We start from the raw sequence: 19,157 nt of genomic DNA, 5'->3' as shown, positions 1-19,157 counted from the left end.
GAGCGGGCGGCCTCGCGGCCACTCCTTCAGCGGGGGTCTCGCTCCCGGCCCCGCCAACGGGCGCTCAGCACCCCGCCGCCGGCCACCGCCAGGCCCACGATCGCCCCGGCCGCCACCACCCGACCCGGTCCGGATCCCGTACCGGTCACCGGGAGCGCCGCGGCGACCCCCACCACCCCGGCCCCGGCACAGGCCGCCACCGCCTCGGTCCACACGCGCACGCGTCCACGCCCCCACCGCCACGGCCACGTCTCGCTCGACACCAGGTAGGCGACCGACAACCCGACCACGCAGGCAGCCTCCCACCAGGCCGGATCACCGGACGCGGCGATCACCACCACACCCGACGCCAGCACCGTCGTCCGGTGCCGCGGCAGGCGGTGGGACCAGCGCGTGGACTCCAGTGACGGCCGTCGGTCCGGCGAGGGCGCCGCCCACAGGGCGAAGAGCACCGCGCAGCCGAGAGCGAGCGCCTCCGGCACACTGCTCACCGTCGTCCACGGGCGCCACGCCGTCACGACGGCCGCCGCCCCGAGCACCCGCACCGGCACGGTGCCGGCCCAGTACCCCAGGTACGCGCGCGCGCCGACCCGGGCCTCCGGCACCGTCATCCCGCGCGCCCCTTCCCGCCGACCCGCTCGATTCCTCTCCCGCCGACGCGCCCCGACAGAAGCGGTGCCAGCGCCAGATCCAGCGGCTCACCCACCGTGTGCCGCAGCACCGGCACCCCGCTGTCCCGCAGGGCGAAACGCATCGCGTCCCGCTCCGCGCGCCACAGGCGCAGCCCCAACTCACCGGCGGCGTCGTCCGGTTCCACCTGCGGATCGCCGCTCGGGATCTCCACGACGACCGGGCGGCGCCCCCGCTGCTGGAGGTCCCGCAGCACCTTCAGCACCCGGGCGTCGCTGAGCGGGGTGAAGACGTAGACGAGGGCCCCCTCCGGCAGGGCGGGCGGCGGCAGCCGCTCCAGACCGGGCGCGTCGAACCGCCGGTCCTTGCGTACGCCGAGGACGCTCTCCACGATGCGGTAGAACGCCGCGTCCCCGGTGCCCGGCGCCAGCCAGCGTGTGGTGCCGCCGGTCGAGACGACCCCCACCCGGTCGTGGGTGCGCAGGTAGGCCCGGGCGAGTCCGGTGGCGGCGCGCACCGTCTCGTCCAGGGACGACACTCCGGTCACCGGGTCGACCACGTCCCCGAACGCGTCGATGAGCATCACCGTGTCGGCGGCCCGTTCGGCCGCGAACCGGTGCAGCTGGACCGACCCACGCCGGGTCGTCGACGGCCAGTGGATGCGCCGCTGCCGCTCCCCGGGCACCCAGGGGCCCACGCCGACGACCTCGACGCCCTCCCCGGCCTGCGGCGCGGCGTGCTCGCCGAGCCGCTGCGGCAGCCGTGCCGGGATCGGCGTGAACCGCGCCCGGGTGGCGCGCGGGAACACGGCCACCTCGGCCGCCGCCACGCGCACGGTGCGGCGCACGGTACCCCCGTCGTCGTACACGTCGAGGTCCACCGGGCCGAGCGACCAGCGGCCCCAGTGCAGCGCGGTGTGGCGCAGCGTCACCGTGGACCGGCCGACGACGACCTCGTCCAGCCGCAGGCCCGGGCCGAGCGTGACACCGGGGTCGAGACGGACGGCATCCCCGTCGTGGGCCACCGAGATGCGCAGGGTGACGGTGTCACCCTCGAAACAGCGGCCCGGTGCCACGGTCGTCGACGCCTCGACGTGCCGGGCGAAGGCCCGGGGCAGGGCCAGCGCGAGCAGCACCAGCGGGGCCGCCGCGAGGGCCAGCAGCCAGGCCCGCCCGGTGAGCAGCGCGGCGGACAGCGCGACGACGGCGACGGTCAGCAGGCGCAGCGTCCGCTCGCCGGGGCGCGGACCGTCGGGCGGCGGGGGCGGCGGCTGTGCCGGTGCCGTGCGCCCCTCCAGGGCGCGGAGCACGGCTGCGTGCGGCGGCACGGGAACGGGCGGGGTCACGACGCGACGGCGGCGGCCGTGCGCCGTGTCGCCGGTGTACCGACGCTGCCGACGATCTCGCGCAGCACGTCGTCCGTCGACACCTCGCGCACCCACAGCTCCGGCCGCAGCGACACCCGGTGGGCCAGCGCGGGCACCGCGAGGGCCTTGACGTCCTCCGGGACGACGTAGTCACGGCCGTCCAGCACGGCGCGGGCACGCGCGAGCTGCACCAGGGCGAGCCCCCCGCGGCGAGGCGCCGATGCTGATCTGGGGATGGTCGCGGGTCGCGCCGACGAGCGCGACGGCGTACTCCAGCAGGTCGTCGTCGATCTCCACCCGCTCCACGACGGCCCGCCACGCGACGACGTCGGCCGGCCCCGCGAGACGGTCGAGGACGGCCTCGGGCGCGGCCCGGTCGATCCGGGCCCGCAACATCGCCAGCTCCTGATCGCCGGTCAGATAGCCCATCCGCACGCGCAGCTGGAACCGGTCGAGCTGCGCCTCGGGCAGGGAGTACGTGCCCTCGTACTCCACCGGGTTGGCGGTGGCGATCACCAGGAACGGGTCGGCGAGCCGCCGGGTCTCGCCCTCCACGGTCACCTGCGACTCGGCCATCGCCTCCAGCAGCGCGGCCTGCGTCTTGGGCGGCGTCCGGTTGATCTCGTCGGCGAGCAGGAGATGGGTGAAGACCGGGCCGGGGTGGAACACCATCTCGCCGGTGCGCTGGTCGTACAGCGAGGTTCCGGTGACGTCGGAGGGCAGGAGGTCGGGCGTGAACTGGATGCGGCGGAAGTCCAGGCCGAGCGTGCCGGCGAAGGACCGCGCGAGGAGGGTCTTGCCGAGCCCCGGCAGGTCCTCGACGAGCACGTGGCCGCCGGCCAGCACGCCCAGCATCACCAGTTCGAGCGCGTCCGGCTTGCCGACGACGGCCCGGCCCACCTCGCGCAGTACGGCGCCGGCCTGCTCGCCGACCTGCGCGGCGGTGCGGAGCCCGGGCGTGGAGTCAGTCGTCACGTCGCTTGTTTCCTCACGGGTGCGGGTGCGGGTGCGGGTGCGGGTGCGGATGTACGGGCGCGGGGCGCGCCGAGTGTTTCGAGCCGGTCGACGAGGCGGCGCAGCACGTCGACGGGGACCTCGCCGTCGGGCCCGGTGCGGGGCGGCTCCGGACCGAGCCACGGCCACAGCTCGGGGCCGATCAACTCGGCCGCCCGCTCGGGCTGCTGGTCGAGCGAGACGTGGTGGTGCTCGGCGAGCGCGGCGGCGTACAGGTGGCGCAGCTCGGGGCGGAGCACGGCACGGTAGTAGAGGGCGCCGTCGGGGCCCGTGGCGGTCCCCACGTTCCGCCGCCACTCGCCCATCCCCGGCGCCCGCGTGCGCAGCAGCCCCACCTCCTCCCGGCGCGCGGAGTCGAACGCGGCCGCCCCGGCGACGTACCGGGTGACGACCAGCGCCACGACGGTCAGCAGCACCAGGAGCGCGCAGGCCGCCTCGAACCCGTCGAGGAGCAGGACGAGCAGGACACCGGAGCCGGCGACCGCGCCACCGAGCAGGCCGAGCCGGCCCCGGGTGAGCAGGTCCCCTGCCGCGGTCCCTTCTCCGCGCGGGTTCACCGCGTCCCCTCCCCGTCCCGCAGCAGTGCGGCCATCTCCTCCAGGGCGCGGGCCGCGGCCTCGCGGTGCGCGGTGTCCATCGGGTGCGAGGAGTAGCGGGCCTCGCGGAAGAGCGCGGTGAGGCGCGGTGCGGCCGGCCCGGGGGCGAGACCCGCGCCGGCGGCCCGGGTGAGCAGGTCGGCGGGGCTGTCGGAGGCGTACCGCCGGACGCCGGAGGCGACGAGGGCGTCCTCCATCGCGGCGTAGCAGGAGATGACGTCCGCACGGGCGTCACCGGTGTCGGCCAGGGCGCGGCGGCCCGACCGCACGGCGGACAGCAGCAGGCGCGCCTCGTCGTCCTCGGCCACCGTGCCCGCGAGGTCGGGGCGGTGCGGCACCCTGAGCCCGAGCCGCCGCAGCCGTCGTACGACGGTCCGTGTGGCGATCACGGCGACGACCGCGGCCAGCAGCCCGAGCACGGCGTACAGCGGCAGCGACGGAAGGCCCGACGTGTCCCCCGAACCCCCATCGGTCGTCGGCCCGCCGGGACCGGCGGTGGGCAGCCGCGTCGGAAGGGGCGGCGGCGGGTCGGACTCCGTGCCGTCGGGGAACCGGTGCAGCACCAGAGCCAGCACCCCGATGACGCCCGCCCCGGCGAGCAGCAGCCGTGCGGCGACCTCCCGCAGCCGCTCCTCGCCCGGCGACAGCGCGGCGCGGTAGGAGCCGAACCGGCCCCGCAGGCGGGTGACGGCCCACACGACCACGGCCGTCCAGCCGAGGGACGACACGATCACGACGCCCCCGTGGCCGAGCGGCCCCCGGCCGGCGTGCAGCAGTCCCTCCGAGGGCCGCAGTGCGAGCGCCGCCACGGTGAGCGCCCCGACCACCCCGACGGCGACCACCGCGCCGGGCACCGCCCGCTGCCTGCGCCGCTCCCCGTGTTCCATGGCTCCCCCCGCCGAACACGCCGCTGTCAAAGATCAGTGCACCGAGGCCCCGGCATCCGCGCAGTCCGCGTCCCCCGACGGCCGTGCCACCGACAGCCGGTCACACCGGCGCCAGCGCCGCCGCGACCGACCTGATGGTCCGCGGCCCCACCCGGCAGCAACCGCCGATCAGCCGGGCCCCGGCCGCCCGCCACCGGCGGACCTGCCCGGCGTCGAACGACGAACGCCCCTCCCAGGCCCGCGTCCCAGCGTTCCAGGCCTCGCCGCTGTTGGGGTAAACGACAACTGACTTTCCGGTGACACGCGCAGCGGTCTCCACGGCGCCGGGAACGTCCTCGGGCGCGCAGCAGTTCACGCCCACCGCGACCACCTCCGCCGCGTCCGCCGCCAGGGCGAAGGCCTCCTCCAACGGCTGACCGGCGCGGGTGCGGTCGCCCGCGACGGTGTACGACAGCCAGGCCGGCACGCCCAGTCCACGCACCGCCCGCAGCAGCGCCTCGGCCTCGGCGGTGTCGGGGACGGTCTCCAGGGCGAACACGTCCGGCCGGGCGGCGGCCAGCGCCTCCAGCCGGGGACGGTGGAAGCGCTCCAGCTCCGCGACGCCGATCCCGTACCGGCCCCGGTACTCGGAGCCGTCGGCGAGCATCGCCCCGTAGGGTCCCACGGAGGCCGCCACCCACAGCGGGCGGGCCACCCGCGCCCGGCGTGCGGCCGCCCGCGCCGACTCCACGCTGAGCGCGAGCAGTCCGGCCGCCCGCTGCGGGCCGATGCCGTGCCGGGCGAAGCCCTCGAACGTGGCCTGGTAGCCGGCGGTGATGGCGACGTCCGCCCCCGCCTCGAAGTAGGCCAGGTGGGCCTCGGTGAGTGCGCCGGGGTCCTCCGCGAGCAGTCGCGCCGACCACAGGTCGTCACTCAGGTCGTGGCCCGCCGCCTCCAGCTGGTTGGACATCCCGCCGTCGAGCACCAGCGGGGGGCCGGAGGCGAGGGCGTCGGTGAAGTCGCTGGTCATGGAGACGAGGCTAGTCGGGCCGCCGGCGACCCGCTGAACGGTCCCGACCGGCACGCCCGCGCCCCGCAGGTCAGGCCCGCAGCCGGTGCCGCATCTGCGTCAGGCGCCGGTCGAAACGGACGTTGTACCAGGCCAGCCACCCCACGGTGACGACCGACAGGACGAGCATCCCACTCCCGGCGGTGACCGACCCGGTGGCGAACCACAGGGCGGACGTGCCGAAGAAGATCAGGAACAGGAGCGGGAAGGCCCACCAGCGGTGGCGCCGCAGCCGTCGTTGACGGGAGTCGACCAGCGCCGCCATGGCCTGCCGGCGTCGCGGATCCTCGGGAGGCGGACCGCCCTTGAGGATCCGCCGCTCCATGGCGGGTACGTCGTCGGGCTCGGCACCGGTGTCCCGCGCGTCGTCGCGGCGGCGGCGCCGGACCAGGAACACGACCCAGGCGCTCATCGCGGCGGCGCCGACGAGGGCCGACGGCCAGGCCCCGGCCCCGTTGAAGAGCAGCCGGACCACGAGGCCCGCGGCCAGCGCCCCCAGGCCGATCACCCACAGGCTGTCCCGCCGGAGCCGCCGCGGACGGTCGGCGTCCCGCTCAGGTCTCTCCATGTCCAACCCCCCAGGTCCGTAGCACCTCTTGGTGACGTCACGTGCGTGTGCGGGTACCCGCGCGAGGGGCGGGGACACTCCGGTCGGCGTCGGACGGAGCGGGGACACTTCGGCCGGCACCGAAGCGACGGGCCCCTAGCGTCGGGGACATGAGCGACACGCACACCGCCCCCCGCACGCCCGCCACAACCGCCCCCACGCCCACGCCCGCCGACACCGTCACCGGCATGGTCGACCACGTCCTCGCGCTCGCCGCCACCTGGACCGGCTGGGACGGGCGCCCCACCCAGGTCGACGGCCGCGTCTACACCCCGCACAAGGCGATCCGGCGCGTCGCCGACCACATGGTCGACCATCTCGCCGAACTGGTGGCCCGGTCGGCCGGTGAGGAGACGCAGCCCGACCACTGGCACGCCTCCCTGATCACCACGGAGGCGGACCGCGCCCCCTTCACGCGGGAGGACCTCGACGAGGCCCGCAGCCGCCTCACCCGGCTCGCCCGCATCTGGGCCGACCGCCTCGACGCGCTCACCCCCGAGCAGCTCGACCACTCGCCCGGCGAGGGCTGGAGCTTCCGCGAACTCGCCGCGCACCTCGCGGAGTCCGTCTACTACGCCGACGCGGTCGGGGACCTCTCGTGACCGCCTTCGCCGCCCTGCACCGCGCCGGTGACCCCCTGCTCCTGCCGTGCGCCTGGGACCACGCCTCCGCGGTCGCGCTCGCCGGGCGGGGATTCGGGGCCGTCGGCACCACCAGCCTCGGCGTCGCCGCGGCGGCCGGGCTGCCCGACGGGGCCTCGGCGACCCGCGACGAGACGCTGCGGTTGGCCCTGACCCTGGGGTCGGAGCCCTTCCTGCTGTCCGTGGACGCGGAGGACGGCTACGGCGACGACCCCAACGAGGTGGGGGAGTTCGCGCGGGAGCTGGCGGCGGTCGGGGCCGTCGGCATCAACCTTGAGGACGCAGCGGGCCCCGCCGACCGGCACGCCGCGAAGATCGCCGCGGTCCGGTCGGCGGCCCCCGGCCTGTTCGTCAACGCCCGCACCGACACCTACTGGCTGCGGGCCGGCGAGGACGACGGCCGTGCCCGGGAGACGGCGCGGCGCCTGGAGGCCTACCGCGAGGCAGGCGCCCACGGCGTCTTCGTCCCCGGCCTGACCGACCCGGGCCGGATCGCGGACCTCGTCGCCCACCTCGACGTACCGCTCAACGTCCTCCACTCGCCCACCGGCCCCTCCCTTCCGCACCTCACCGACCTCGGGGTGCGCCGGGTCAGCCTCGGCTCGCTGCTGTACCGGCGGGCGCTGGGCGCGGCCCTGGAGACGGCGCTTGACATCGCCGCGGGCCGGGTCCCGGGCGGCGCGGCACCGACGTACGACGAGGTACGGGCCCTCATCAGGTGACGCCGGGCTCCTCGCGCGGCCAGTGGACCAGGGCCATGTGCAGGGCGTCGACCGCCTTGTCCCAGGAGGCCCGCACGTCGCGCGGGGCGCCGAAGCCGCCGGCCGCCTCCAGGGCGCAGTAACCGTGGAAGGTGCTGCGCAGCAGGCGTACGGCGTCCGTGAGGTCGGGTTCGGTGAGGCCGTAGGCGCGGAGCATCCCGTAGGTGATCTCGGCGGTGCGGCGCAGGGCGGGGGAGTCGGCGACGAGGTCCTGGTCGACGCGGATCTGGGTCGCGGCGTAGCGGCCGGGGTGGCCCAGGGCGTACGAGCGGTAGGCGCCCGCGAAGGCGGCGAGGGCCTCCCGGCCGGCCCGGCCGGCCACCGCCGCCGCGATCTCCTCGATCAGCTCGCCGCCGGCCAGCAGCGCCACCCGGACGCGCAGGTCCTGGAGGTTCCTGACGTGCGTGTACAGGCTCGCGTCCTTGACGCCGAAGTGCCGGGCGAGCGCGGAGACGGTGACGTTCTCGAACCCGTCCCGGTCGGCGAGGTCGGCGGCGGCCGCGACGACACGGTCGGTCGTCAGACCCGCTCGGGGCATGGGCCACCTTCCGGTTTCCTAGGGTTCCTAGGTTTCATGCTAGGGCAGGCCGGGCGGCAGGCGGGGCTCACCCGGGAGTCGTTCAACGTTCACCTTCTGCCTCGATCCTCCTCACAGCCGCGCACCGCGGCGGTATCCAGGAGGACTTCATGGGGCACGGACACGGACACGGCCATCACCACCACGGGCACGCGCACCCGCACGACCACGGCGACGAGGCCGCGCCGGCCCTGCCCGCAGCCTTCGACACCAGCGTCCCCGACGAGGCCCTGAGCCCCGCGCAGCAGTCGCGCCGGGGCCTGCTGCGCCGCGCCGGCCTGCTCGGCGCCGGACTCACCGCCGGCACCGTCCTGACCCGGACCGCGCACGCCGCCCCCGCACGGGCCGCGGGCAACGGACGCTCCGGGAAGGGCTTCCTCTGGCTCGCCGGGGACCACCACATCCACACGCAGTACAGCAGCGACGGCAAGTACCGCGTCGTCGACCAGGTCCGCCAGGGCGCCCGCAACGGCATGGACTGGCTGGTCATCACCGACCACGGCAGCACCACGCACGCCAGGATCGGCGTCGAGAAGGTCAACCCGGACATCCGCGCGGCCAGGGCCGCCCACGAGGACACCCTCGTCTTCCAGGGCCTGGAGTGGAACATCCCGGCCGCCGAGCACGGCACGGTCTTCGTCCACCCCGGCCGGGGCGAGGTGTCCGTCCTCAAGCAGTTCGAGACCGACTACGACGGCAGCGTCAAGGGCGCCGGCGACTCCACGCCCGCCAACGAGGCCCTCGCCGTCGCCGGCCTCTCCTTCCTCGCCGACCAGGTGAAGCGGCGCAAGGTCAAGGACGCCCTGATGCTCGCCAACCACCCGGCGCGCAAGGGCATCGACTCCCCGCACGAGATCCGCGCCTGGCGCGACGCCACCTCCGCGCACCACCAGATCGCCGTCGGCTTCGAGGGCGCCCCCGGCCACCAGGCCGCCGGCCTGCCGAAGCCGCTCGGCGCGGGCGGGGCCCGCGGCATCTACGACGGCAGCCCCGGCGTCAACTCCTTCCCCGGCTACCCGCTGGAGAGCTACCGCACCTGGGGCGGCTTCGACTGGATGACCGCCACCGTCGGCGGCCTGTGGGACAGCCTCCTCGCCGAGGGCCGCCCCTGGTGGATCACCGCCAACTCCGACTCCCACCAGGTGTACGCCGACACCGCCGCCCGCGGCGGCGGCGACTTCAACGCCAACGGCCGGTACGACGACCCCGTCTACGCCGGGAAGATCGACATCGGCCAGGGCGACTTCTGGCCCGGCCAGTACAGCCGCACCCACGTCGGCTCCGACGGCTTCTCCTACGCCGCCGTCATGGACGGCATCCGCGCCGGCCGCGTCTGGGTCGACCACGGGCAGCTCGTCAGCGGCCTCGACGTCCGCGTCTCGGGCGGCAGCCGGTGGGCCACGCTCGGCGGCGCCCTGCACGTCCGCAAGGGCACCCGGGTCACCCTGTCGATCGACGTGGCCCTGGCCGGCGGCCCCAACTGGGCCGGATTCACGCCCCGACTGGCCCGCGTCGACGTCATCCAGGGCGACGTCACCGGCCCGGTCGCCGACCAGGACACCTTCACCACACCGACCGCCCGGGTCGTCACGTCCTACGAGGTGAACAAGGACTCCGGGACCGTCCGGCTCACCTACGACCTCGGCCGCGTCGACCGCCCCGTCTACCTGCGCACCCGCGGTTCCGACGGCAACCGGTCCGCCGTCGGCGCACTGGGCGCGAAGGTCGACCCGGCGGGCCCCGCCATCGACGTCGTCGGCGACGCCGACCCGTGGCGCGACCTGTGGTTCTACTCCAACCCGGTGTGGGTCCTGCCCTCGTGACACCGCCCCGGCCGCCGTACGCCATCGGCATCGACACCCACGCGACGACGCTCCGCGAGGCCGACCACCTCCTCCAGGCGCTCGCGGCGGAACTCGCCCTCCCCGAGGACGTCTTCGGCTGCACACACCTGGTCCGGGACGGCCGCCCGCGGGTCGTCCTGTCCCTGGCCGCCGATGCGGAGCCGGTCCTGCGCGCCGCCCAGGACCGGCTCACCACCCAGGGGTACGACGTACTGGACGGCGCCCCGGACGCGGTCGGCCGCGCCGTCCTCTTCCCGGGGGCGGCCGGACTCACCGGCACCCTGACGCTCGCCGAGCTGCTCGCGCGCACCGCGATCGACGAGGTGACCGTGCTGGGTACACCGGACGCGCCGTCCCCGGACACGCGGCTGGTCACCCGGGAGCACGTCCGCCCGCAGTGGCGGGACGGACGCCTCGTCCTGGCCGCCATGCCCGCCGCGGGCGGCACCCTGGTGCCCTTCGAGGACCCGGACCCGACGCCGTGCTGCGCGGACCACTGAGGTCCGGGGACTACCGGGAACGGGTGCCGGTGCGCAGGTCGGCGAAGAGCCCCCGCGCCCTGCTCCCGTCCGGCAGGGTCCAGGAGCCGGCGACGTGGCCCGCCGTCCCCGGCGCCGGGCCGGGCGCGCCGTCCGCGGTGGCGCGCAGCACCCGGTGCAGGCGCAGGACCGAGCCGTCCGGCGCGTGCAGCTCGGTGCCCGACGCGTCGTCGGTGGGGGGAGTGCCGAAGTCCGTGGGGGCAAGGCCGGCACCGGTCCAGGAGCGGGTGACCTCCCGGTCGGGGACGTTGCTGGTGTCCTGGTCCTGAGCCGACACCCGGCCCTCGATCAGCGCCGGCAACTGCGCGGCCAGCACCGGGTCGTGGCAGCCGTCGTAGGCCCAGCGCCGCCCCAGCACCCCGTGCTCCATGGTGCCGACGAGGGCGTCCTCGGCCCCGTCGAGGGGGGCGCCGCGATAGGTGAGCGGCACCAGGTAGCTGGACGGGCGGGGGCCGGAGACGTCGGTGACCACGAGGAACTCGATCCCGACCTCGCCCTGCGGGTCGTCCAGCCGGAAGCCGCCGGCCCTGGCCAGCTCCGGTTCACCCGCGCCGGAGTACCACGGCCGGGACGGCAGCCAGGCGGCGAGCAGTTCCAGCTTGGTCGGACTGAGCGAGGTGCGGTGGATGACGGCCATGCCGACAGTCCCCTTTCGTCGACCGTAGGTGATGATCACAGACCGTAGGTGGTGATCGCAGACCGGAGGTGGTGATCACACCTTGCCATCCGCCGGGCCGGCGCGGGCGGGAGTCGCTCAGCCGCCCAGCACCCCGCGCACGAACGCGTTGGTGAACTTGCCCGCCGGGTCCAGGGCCGCGGCCAGCGCCCGGAAGTCGTCCAGCCGCGGATAGCGGGCGCGCAGCTCGTGCGCCGGCGTGGTGAACACCTTCCCCCAGTGCGGCCGGGCCGCGAACGGGGCCAGCGCCTCCTCCAGTCGCCGCACCACCGGCAGTACCGCCGCCGTGTCGTCCACCCAGGTGAAGTGCACCGCCACGGTGTCCCGCCCGTGGGCCGGGCTCAGCCACTGTGCGTCGGCGGCGACCGTGCGCACCTCGCAGGTCTGGAGCACCGGCGCGACCGTCGCCCGTATCGCGTCGATCGCGCGCAGGGCCTCCACGGCGTGCTCGCGGGGCATCAGGTACTCGGACTGCAGCTCGGCGCCGCTGCTGGGCGTGAACGCGGCGCGGAAGTGCGGCAGCCGTTCGTGCCAGGGTCCCGGCACACCGAACTGCTCGGTGCAGTTGACCGCCGGCATGCCCGGCACCGGATGCATCTTCTCGGCCGCCGGAGCGGCGTACGGGAACGCCGGCAGCGGCTGGTCCGTGCGCCGCTTCAGCCACACCTGCCGGAAGCCCGGCGCCCGCCAGTCGGTGAACAGGCTCACGCTGTACGCCGCCGACATCACCGCGTCGAAGGATGCCGCGTCCAGCCCGTCGAGCGGCAGTTCGGTGAAGACGTGCTGCTCGACGTCGTAGGCCGCCTCCAGATCCAGGGTGAGCGAGGTCACCACGCCGAGCGCGCCGAGCGAGGTCACCGCGCCGCCGAACCGCTCGTCGCCCCGCGCGACGGTCACCGTCGACCCGTCCGCCGTGACCAGCTCCACCGCACGCACCGCCGACGCCAGCGAGCCGTTGCCCACTCCGGAGCCGTGGGTGCCGGTGGCCACCGAACCGGCGACCGAGATGTGTGGCAGCGAGGCCATGTTCGGCAGCGCCAGCCCCCGCTCGTGCACCCGTCGCGCCAGCTCCGCGTAGCGGACGCCGCCGCCCACCCGGACCGTACGGGCCGCCGTGTCGACGTCCACCTCGGCCGGCAGATCGGCCAGCGACAGCAGGACGCCCCCGGCGCCCGGCTCGGCGATCTCGTTGAAGGAGTGCCCGCTGCCCAGCACCCGGACCCGTGCGCCGTCCGCGACCAGGGACCGCAGCGCGGCCGTCGAACGCGGCCGCGACAGCTCCCCGGCCGTGAAGGTGATGTTGCCGGCCCAGTTGGTCACGGTGATGTCGCTCATACCGCGGAAACCTACCCGGCGCGCCTGAGGGGGCCCCGGGCGGGAAGCCGCACCGGCGGGGGCATACCGTGAGAAGTCGAACGCCTGAGCCGGGAGGAGACACGGATGGGCAGCGGCAGCCGCACCGCGCTGGTCGAGGATCTTATGGAGCGCTTTCCGCACGTACCGCGGGAAGCCGTCTTCAAGGAGGACCTGCTCCGCGGCGGGGTGGCCTTCGACCCCTCCGCGCTGAGTGACAACGAGGACGGCGAGGTCAAGCCGAAGTCGTACTTCATCTTCTCCTTCGACCACGGCACCCTGCCCGAGCTGGGCGAGGCCGCGCTGCGCCGCCCGCCCGAGGAGATCATCCTCACCGGCGGCCCCTACGACCTGCGCCGCACCGTCGTCTCGGTCCGCGTGAACCCGTCCTCGCCGTACCGCGTCGCGGCCGACGAGCACAACCAGCTCGGCCTGTACCTCGACGGCAAGCGGATCTCCGACGTCGGCGTGCCGCCCATGCCGGAGTACTACCGACACAAGCTCGCCAACGGGAAGTCGGTCATGGAGGTGGCTCCCACCATCCAGTGGGGCTACCTGATCTACCTGACCGCCTTCCGGGTCTGCCAGTACTTCGGCGCCAAGGAGGAGTGCCAGTACTGCGACATCAACCACAACTGGCGCCAGCACAAGGCGGCGGGCCGCCCGTACACCGGTGTGAAGGACGTCGACGAGGTCCTCGAAGCGCTGGACATCATCAACAGGTACGACACGGCGAAGACCTCCACCGCCTACACCCTCACCGGCGGCGCGATCACGTCGAAGGTCCAGGGTCTGGACGAGGCGGACTTCTACGGGCGCTACGCCAAGGCCATCGAGGAGCACTTCCCCGGCCGCTGGATCGGCAAGGTCGTCGCGCAGGCCCTGCCCAAGGACGACGTGCAGCGCTTCAAGGACTACGGCGTCCAGATCTACCACCCCAACTACGAGGTGTGGGACGAGTACCTGTTCAAGATGTACTGCCCCGGCAAGGAGCGCTACGTCGGCCGCGACGAGTGGCACAAGCGCATCCTGGACTCCACCGAGGTCTTCGGCGCGCGCAACGTGATCCCGAACTTCGTGGCGGGCGTCGAGATGGCCGAGCCCTTCGGCTTCAAGACCGTCGACGAGGCCATCGCCTCCACCACCGAGGGCCTGCGCTTCTTCATGTCCCGGGGCATCACGCCCCGCTTCACCACCTGGTGCCCCGAGCCCACCACCCCGCTCGGCAAGGCCAACCCGCAGGGCGCGCCGCTGGAGTACCACATCCGGCTCCTCCAGGCCTACCGGCAGACGATGGACGAGTTCGGCCTCTCCTCGCCCCCCGGCTACGGCCCGCCCGGCGCCGGCAACGCGGTCTTCTCCGTCAGCTCCTTCATGGACAGCCTGCCCGAGGACGCGCCCGTCGAGGTGTGAGCCGGCGTGCGGACCGGCGGGCGGCACACCGCGCCCGCCGGTCTTCGCCCTCCCGCTCCTCGTCCCGACCGGCCGCTTGTCAGTCGTGCGGAAGACGTGCGAAGCTCTGCGCTGCCGCGAGACCCGGCCCCAACTCCTCCGACCGTGTGGCGAGTTGGCCTCACCCGTGGACGCAGGAGTCCGATGCCCGACCTGCCGACCCTCAAGGACGCCGCCGAGGCCGCGCTGCTCGCGGAGTGCCGGGACACGGTCCTCTCCTACGCCGCCCTGTGCACGACCGGTCCGGAGGCGGCCGCCCGGCTGGCCGCCGAGGCGTTCACCCACGGCCTGCGCGAGGTCCGCGCCGCCGGTCCGGCCACCGCCCGCCCGCCGTCCCGGCTGCCCCGCACCGCGCTGCTCCTGACCGCCGTACGCACCACGGCGGCCGCCTGGGAGGACGGCGGCCGGGGGCAGGCACTCGACCCCGGACTGCGGCAGTGGCTGGGCTCCGCCCGGTCCGCCCGCTACACGGGACCGCCGCCGCGTCGCCCGCTCGCGCTGCGCGGCCTCAAGGACATGCAGGAACCGGACGCGGAGCTGCTGTGGCTGGCCGACGTCGAGGTCCTGCCGCCGCCGGTGGTGGCCCGCCGCCTCGGCCTCGACCCCGCCAGGGTCTCCGGGGAGCTCGCCCAGGTGCGCCGGCTGTTCCGGGACCGCTGCCGACGCGGCCACCTCGACGCGCCACCGGCCCCGCCCTGCCGGGGCTACGCCCGGCTCCTGGACGCGGTCACCAGGTCGCCCGCCGCCGACGTCCCCGACGACCTCTCCCGGCACCTCGCCGACTGCCCCGACTGCGCCGAGGCCGCCGCCTGTCTGAGCCCGCACGACGACCGGCTGCCCGCGGCCCTCGCCGCCGGAGTGCTCGGCTGGGGCGGGCTCGCGCACCTGGAACGCCGCCGCCGCGACGCCCGGGCGCGACGCGCCGCCGGGAGCCAGGCCGACGACGACCGCGCCGACGGGGCACCCGACGGCGACCACCGGACCCGGCTCGTCCGCGGCGGCCTCCTCGCCACCGCCGGCCTGGTGTCCCTGCTGGCGCTCACCGTCACCCTGGTCACCTCCCGCGGCACCGCCGACGACGCCGCGGCGCCCACCGGCACCGCGGACCGCCGCCCGGTCGTCATCCCGCAGCCCGCGCCGCCGCGGGCGGACAGCCGGCCGACACCGGAAGGGGCGCGGGCCTCCACCGGTGCCACCGCACCGGTCGTGGACCGGACCCCGCGGAAGAAGGACCCCGACCCGGCACCCCAGGGCACCGCCACACCCACGGCACCCACCGCGAGCGCCGGGGAACCGACAGGCCCCGACCGCGCCCCGGCCCCGGACCCCGGCACGCCCGCCCCCGCCGCCTGCCGTGTCCGCTACGACCTCGTCAACCAGTGGCCCGACGGCTTCCAGGCCACCGTGAGCGTCACCACCACCCGCGCCCTCGACTCCTGGCAGGTCGCGTGGACCTTCCCCGACGGCCAGCGGATCGGCCAGATGTGGGACGCCGGGTACGCCCAGACCGGCGCCCGGGCCACCGCGACGGCCGCCGACCACAACGCCTCCGTCCCCGCGGGCGGCCGCCTCGCCTTCGGCTTCATCGCCTCCTGGCGCGGCAGGAACGCCCCGCCGGACGGCTTCACGCTGAACGGCCGGGAGTGCGAGAGCGGGTGAGCGCCCGACGCCCGCCGTCCCGGCCGGAAAACGCGTTGACGGGCCGTGGTGGGGACGGGCTACTGTGGCGGCACGTCACGCGGCGATCGCCGCGCGGTGAGGAACGTACGAGTGAGGAGGTGTCGACCGATGGCTGTCATTGCGACGGGCGCTGCCCGCATCCAGCAACCCATCACGTCCACCTCCGTGGCCGCCGGCCGCCTCCGGGCCTCCTGAGTCCCCGCGCCGGGGCCGCCCCCCCGAAGGGCAACCCCTTGTCTTCCACCACCCCGTTCACCGCTCACTCCACCCTGACCCCCTACGGCTGGGACGAGGACTGGGCCGACGCCTTCGCCCCGTACGCCGCCGAAGGGCTGCTGCCCGGCCGCGTCGTCCGGGTCGACCGCGGTCAGTGCGACGTCGTCACCAGCGACGGGACCCTGCGGGCCGACACCGCGTTCGTCACCCCGCACGACCCCCTGCGCGTCGTCTGCACCGGCGACTGGGTCGCCGTCGAACCCGACGGCACCCCGCGCTACGTACGGACGTACCTGCCGCGCCGTACGGCCTTCGTACGCTCCACCTCCTCCAAGCGGTCCGAGGGACAGATCCTCGCGGCCAACGTCGACCACGCCATCGTCGCCGTGTCCCTCGCGGTCGAACTCGACCTCGCCCGCATCGAGCGGTTCCTCGCCCTCGCCTGGGAGTCCGGGGCGCAGCCCCTGGTCGTGCTCACCAAGGCCGACCTCGTTCCCGACCCGGTGACCCTGGCCCACCTGGTCCAGGACGTGGAGACCGCCGCGCCCGGCGTGACGGTGCTGTCCGTCAGCGCCGAGCACGGGGAGGGGCTCGACGTCCTCGCCGCCGTGGTCTCCGGGGGCACGGCCGTGCTGCTCGGGCAGTCCGGTGCCGGCAAGTCCACCCTCGCCAACGCGCTGCTCGGCGAGGACGTCATGGACGTGCAGGCCATCCGGGACGTCGACGGCAAGGGCCGGCACACCACCACCACCCGCAACCTCCTCGCCATGCCCGGCGGGGGAGTGCTCATCGACACCCCCGGGCTGCGGGGCGTCGGGCTCTGGGACGCGAGCACCGGCGTCGGGCAGGTGTTCGCCGAGATCGAGGAACTGGGCCGCGACTGCCGGTTCCACGACTGCGCCCACGAGAGCGAGCCGGGCTGCGCCGTCCTCGCCGCCCTCGACAGCGGCGAGCTGCCCGAACGCCGGCTGGAGAGCTACCGCAAGCTCATGCGGGAGAACCAGCGCATCGTCGCCAAGACCGATGCCCGCCTGCGCGCCGAGATCCGCAAGGAGTGGAAGCGCCGGGGCGCCATGGGCAAGGCGGCGATGGAGGCCAAGCGGGGCCGCGTGCGGTAGCGGCGCCACCCCTCCTGCGACGCGATGTCCGATTTCCGCCAGCCCGGTCCGCCGGTCTGGCGGAGACTGGACAGCGTGACGCAGAACGTGAAGGAGCGCGCGGAGCCCGCGCGGCGCGAGAACAGCGGTAACGGGGACGGCGCGTACGAGGACAGCGCGTACGAGGACAGCAGGTACGAGGCGGTCCGCAGCCGGGACGCCCGGTTCGACGGCGCCTTCTTCTTCGCGGTGGAGACCACCGGCATCTACTGCCGGCCCAGCTGCCCGGCGGTCACCCCGAAGCGGCGCAACGTGCGGTTCTTCGCGACGGCCGCCGCCGCCCAGGGCTCGGGCTTCCGGGCCTGCCGGCGGTGCCGCCCGGACGCCGTGCCGGGCTCGGCGGACTGGAACGTCCGCGCCGACGTCGTCGGCCGGGCCATGCGGCTGATCGGCGACGGCGTCGTCGACCGCGAGGGCGTCGCCGGACTCGCCGGCCGGCTCGGCTACAGCGCCCGCCAGGTGCAGCGGCAGCTCACCGCCGAGCTGGGCGCCGGGCCCGTGGCCCTGGCCCGCGCCCAGCGGGCGCACACCGCGCGCGTCCTGCTGCAGACCACCGGCCTGCCGGTGACCGAGATCGCCTTCGCCGCCGGCTTCGCCAGCGTGCGGCAGTTCAACGACACGATCAGGGCCGTGTACGCGGCCACCCCGAGCGCGCTGCGCGCCGCCGCCCCGGCCCGTGACCGGCCCGCCCGCCGCGGCGCCACCCCCTCGGCCGGCATCCCCCTGCGGCTCGCCCACCGCGGCCCCTACCAGCACGGCCCCGTCTTCGACCTGCTCCAGCACGAGGCGGTGGCCGGCGTCGAAGAGGTGAGCGGCCCGCCCGGCCGCCGCGTCTACCGGCGCACCCTGCGCCTGCCGTACGGCACCGGGATCGTCGCCGTCGACGAGCGGCCCGGCGGACCGCGCTCCGGCACCGGCGGCTGGCTGGACGCCCGACTCCACCTCACCGACCTCCGCGACCTGACCACCTCCGTGCAGCGGCTGCGCCGGCTGTTCGACCTGGACGCCGATCCGTACGCCGTGGACGAGCGGCTCGGCGCCGACCCCCGGCTCGCGCCCCTCGTCGCCGCCCGCCCCGGACTGCGCTCACCCGGCACCGCCGACCCCGGCGAACTCGCCGTCCGGACGGTGGCGGGACGGGCGGAAGCCGAGCGCCTGGTGCAGCGGTACGGCAAGACGCTGGACGCGCCGTGCGGCGCCCTGACCCACCTCTTCCCCGAACCGGCCGTCCTCGCCGGCGCCGAGCCGGGCGGCCCCCTGGGCGCGCTCGCCGCGGCGCTCGCCGACGGCGCCCTGCGCCTGGACCCCGGCGCCGACCGGGACGACGCCGAACGCGCGCTGCTCGCCGTGCCCGGCATGGACGCCCGCACCGCCGCCGTCGTCCGCACCCGCGCCCTCGGCGACCCCGACGTGGCCCCGCCCGGCACCGCCGTGCCCGACACCTGGCGCCCCTGGCGCTCGTACGCCGTGAACCACCTGCGCGCAGCAGGAGAGTGGGAGCAGCACCGATGACCACCACGACCGGCACCGCCATGACCTACTGGAGCGAGGTCGACAGCCCCGTCGGCCCGCTGCTCCTCACCGCGGGCCCGGACGGGGCGCTCAGCTCCCTGTCCGTGCCCGGGCAGAAGGGCGGCCGGAGCGTCCAGGACGGCTGGCGGCAGGACGCCGGGCCCTTCCGGGCGGCCCGGGAGCAGCTCGCCGCCTACTTCGCCGGAGAGCTGCGGGAGTTCCGGCTGCCGCTGCGCGCCGAGGGCACCGCCTTCCGGGAACGCGTGTGGGCCGCCCTGGACGACGTGCCCTACGGCGCGACCACGACGTACGGCGAGATCGCCGCGCGGATCGGCGCCTCCCGCCCCGCGGTCCGCGCGGTGGGCGGCGCGATCGGTGCCAACCCGCTGCTGATCCTGCGCCCCTGCCATCGCGTGATCGGCGCCGACGGCTCTCTCACCGGATACGCGGGCGGCCTCGAACGCAAGACGCGGCTGCTCACCCTGGAGGGCATCCGGCCGGCTAGCTGTACTGACCCGTGAGGTTGGGGACGCGGCTGGCGGGTGGTTGGCCTTTCAGCGCGGTGTGTCCGCGGTGGTGATTGTAGGTGTGCAGCCACTGC

At 75.4% G+C, this 19,157-nt stretch carries 18 protein-coding genes and 1 pseudogene; 9 read left to right on the top strand and 10 right to left on the bottom strand.

Features of this window, described 5'->3' with window-relative positions:
* Window positions 1-26 precede the first annotated feature (26 nt).
* The 7 genes and pseudogenes from ACGF5T_RS22430 to ACGF5T_RS22400 all read right to left on the bottom strand — a co-directional run bounded on the left by ACGF5T_RS22430 (window position 27) and on the right by ACGF5T_RS22400 (window position 6,109).
* Window positions 27-611 carry a hypothetical protein gene (locus ACGF5T_RS22430; RefSeq protein WP_366767763.1) on the bottom strand — a complete coding sequence of 195 codons (585 nt, stop codon included), beginning with the start codon at window positions 609-611 and terminating at the stop codon, window positions 27-29.
* The gene (locus ACGF5T_RS22425) at window positions 608-1,975 is read right to left on the bottom strand and encodes a DUF58 domain-containing protein (protein ID WP_356607377.1); all 1,368 of its coding nucleotides are present in this window, start codon (window positions 1,973-1,975) and stop codon (window positions 608-610) included. The genes ACGF5T_RS22430 and ACGF5T_RS22425 overlap by 4 nt, the downstream gene beginning before the upstream one ends.
* A pseudogene (locus ACGF5T_RS22420) lies at window positions 1,972-2,971 on the bottom strand (AAA family ATPase). The gene ACGF5T_RS22425 and the pseudogene ACGF5T_RS22420 overlap by 4 nt, the downstream one beginning before the upstream one ends.
* On the bottom strand, window positions 2,968-3,567 hold the full coding sequence (locus ACGF5T_RS22415) for a hypothetical protein (RefSeq protein ID WP_366767764.1): 600 nt from the start codon (window positions 3,565-3,567) through the stop codon (window positions 2,968-2,970). The pseudogene ACGF5T_RS22420 and the gene ACGF5T_RS22415 overlap by 4 nt, the downstream one beginning before the upstream one ends.
* Window positions 3,564-4,493 carry a DUF4129 domain-containing protein gene (locus tag ACGF5T_RS22410; protein WP_366767765.1) on the bottom strand — a complete coding sequence of 310 codons (930 nt, stop codon included), beginning with the start codon at window positions 4,491-4,493 and terminating at the stop codon, window positions 3,564-3,566. Before ACGF5T_RS22410 ends, ACGF5T_RS22415 begins: the two co-directional genes overlap by 4 nt.
* 100 nt (window positions 4,494-4,593) lie before the next feature.
* Window positions 4,594-5,502 carry a homocysteine S-methyltransferase gene (mmuM, locus tag ACGF5T_RS22405; RefSeq protein WP_356607369.1) on the bottom strand — a complete coding sequence of 303 codons (909 nt, stop codon included), beginning with the start codon at window positions 5,500-5,502 and terminating at the stop codon, window positions 4,594-4,596.
* A gap of 70 nt (window positions 5,503-5,572) precedes the next feature.
* On the bottom strand, window positions 5,573-6,109 hold the full coding sequence (locus ACGF5T_RS22400) for a hypothetical protein (protein WP_356607367.1): 537 nt from the start codon (window positions 6,107-6,109) through the stop codon (window positions 5,573-5,575).
* Between the two features lie 149 nt (window positions 6,110-6,258).
* Between ACGF5T_RS22400 and ACGF5T_RS22395 the strand changes: the two genes are divergently transcribed.
* On the top strand, window positions 6,259-6,750 hold the full coding sequence (locus ACGF5T_RS22395) for a hypothetical protein (protein ID WP_356607365.1): 492 nt from the start codon (window positions 6,259-6,261) through the stop codon (window positions 6,748-6,750).
* Window positions 6,747-7,511 carry an isocitrate lyase/phosphoenolpyruvate mutase family protein gene (locus ACGF5T_RS22390; RefSeq protein WP_366767766.1) on the top strand — a complete coding sequence of 255 codons (765 nt, stop codon included), beginning with the start codon at window positions 6,747-6,749 and terminating at the stop codon, window positions 7,509-7,511. Before ACGF5T_RS22395 ends, ACGF5T_RS22390 begins: the two co-directional genes overlap by 4 nt.
* On the opposite strand, the gene ACGF5T_RS22385 is transcribed toward ACGF5T_RS22390, so the two are convergent.
* Window positions 7,504-8,088, bottom strand: coding sequence for a TetR-like C-terminal domain-containing protein (locus ACGF5T_RS22385; protein ID WP_361009458.1), 585 nt, complete (start codon window positions 8,086-8,088; stop codon window positions 7,504-7,506). The two genes, ACGF5T_RS22390 and ACGF5T_RS22385, sit on opposite strands and share 8 nt — an antisense overlap.
* Before the next feature lie 149 nt (window positions 8,089-8,237).
* Here ACGF5T_RS22385 and ACGF5T_RS22380 point away from each other — a divergent pair, with 149 nt between their 5' ends.
* Both ACGF5T_RS22380 and ACGF5T_RS22375 read left to right on the top strand, forming a co-directional pair.
* On the top strand, window positions 8,238-9,950 hold the full coding sequence (locus ACGF5T_RS22380) for a PHP domain-containing protein (protein ID WP_366767767.1): 1,713 nt from the start codon (window positions 8,238-8,240) through the stop codon (window positions 9,948-9,950).
* Window positions 9,947-10,471 carry a hypothetical protein gene (locus ACGF5T_RS22375; RefSeq protein ID WP_356607357.1) on the top strand — a complete coding sequence of 175 codons (525 nt, stop codon included), beginning with the start codon at window positions 9,947-9,949 and terminating at the stop codon, window positions 10,469-10,471. The genes ACGF5T_RS22380 and ACGF5T_RS22375 overlap by 4 nt, the downstream gene beginning before the upstream one ends.
* A 10-nt stretch (window positions 10,472-10,481) precedes the next feature.
* Here the strand turns inward: ACGF5T_RS22375 and ACGF5T_RS22370 are convergent, their stop codons facing one another.
* Window positions 10,482-11,147: a 1,4-alpha-glucan branching protein gene (locus ACGF5T_RS22370; RefSeq protein ID WP_366767768.1), complete on the bottom strand. Its 666-nt coding sequence runs from the start codon at window positions 11,145-11,147 to the stop codon at window positions 10,482-10,484.
* 117 nt (window positions 11,148-11,264) lie between these two features.
* Window positions 11,265-12,521: a D-arabinono-1,4-lactone oxidase gene (locus tag ACGF5T_RS22365; RefSeq protein ID WP_366767769.1), complete on the bottom strand. Its 1,257-nt coding sequence runs from the start codon at window positions 12,519-12,521 to the stop codon at window positions 11,265-11,267.
* A 105-nt stretch (window positions 12,522-12,626) separates the two neighbouring features.
* Between ACGF5T_RS22365 and ACGF5T_RS22360 the strand changes: the two genes are divergently transcribed.
* From ACGF5T_RS22360 to ACGF5T_RS22340, 5 genes are all read left to right on the top strand, one after another.
* Window positions 12,627-13,952 (top strand): radical SAM protein, encoded by a 1,326-nt coding sequence (locus tag ACGF5T_RS22360; RefSeq protein ID WP_356607351.1) that lies wholly within the window; start codon window positions 12,627-12,629, stop codon window positions 13,950-13,952.
* Window positions 13,953-14,135: 183 nt separating this feature from the next.
* The gene (locus ACGF5T_RS22355; protein ID WP_366767770.1) at window positions 14,136-15,650 is read left to right on the top strand and encodes a cellulose binding domain-containing protein; all 1,515 of its coding nucleotides are present in this window, start codon (window positions 14,136-14,138) and stop codon (window positions 15,648-15,650) included.
* Between the two features lie 254 nt (window positions 15,651-15,904).
* A complete protein-coding gene (gene rsgA / locus ACGF5T_RS22350) occupies window positions 15,905-17,005 on the top strand; it encodes a ribosome small subunit-dependent GTPase A (RefSeq protein ID WP_366767771.1) in 1,101 nt (366 codons plus the stop codon).
* 24 nt (window positions 17,006-17,029) lie between these two features.
* Complete coding sequence (locus ACGF5T_RS22345; protein ID WP_392888935.1) at window positions 17,030-18,556, top strand: bifunctional transcriptional activator/DNA repair enzyme AdaA; 1,527 nt, start codon at window positions 17,030-17,032, stop codon at window positions 18,554-18,556.
* Entirely contained in the window at window positions 18,553-19,077 is a 525-nt protein-coding gene (locus ACGF5T_RS22340; RefSeq protein ID WP_366767773.1) for a methylated-DNA--[protein]-cysteine S-methyltransferase, read from the top strand. Before ACGF5T_RS22345 ends, ACGF5T_RS22340 begins: the two co-directional genes overlap by 4 nt.
* Window positions 19,078-19,157 lie beyond the last annotated feature (80 nt).

Origin of the sequence: Streptomyces sp. NPDC047853, from assembly GCF_043204535.1 — a bacterium.
GTDB lineage: Bacteria > Actinomycetota > Actinomycetes > Streptomycetales > Streptomycetaceae > Streptomyces.
The sequence above is the reverse complement of the archived record's forward strand: the minus strand, read 5'-3'. Positions and strand labels throughout refer to the sequence as shown.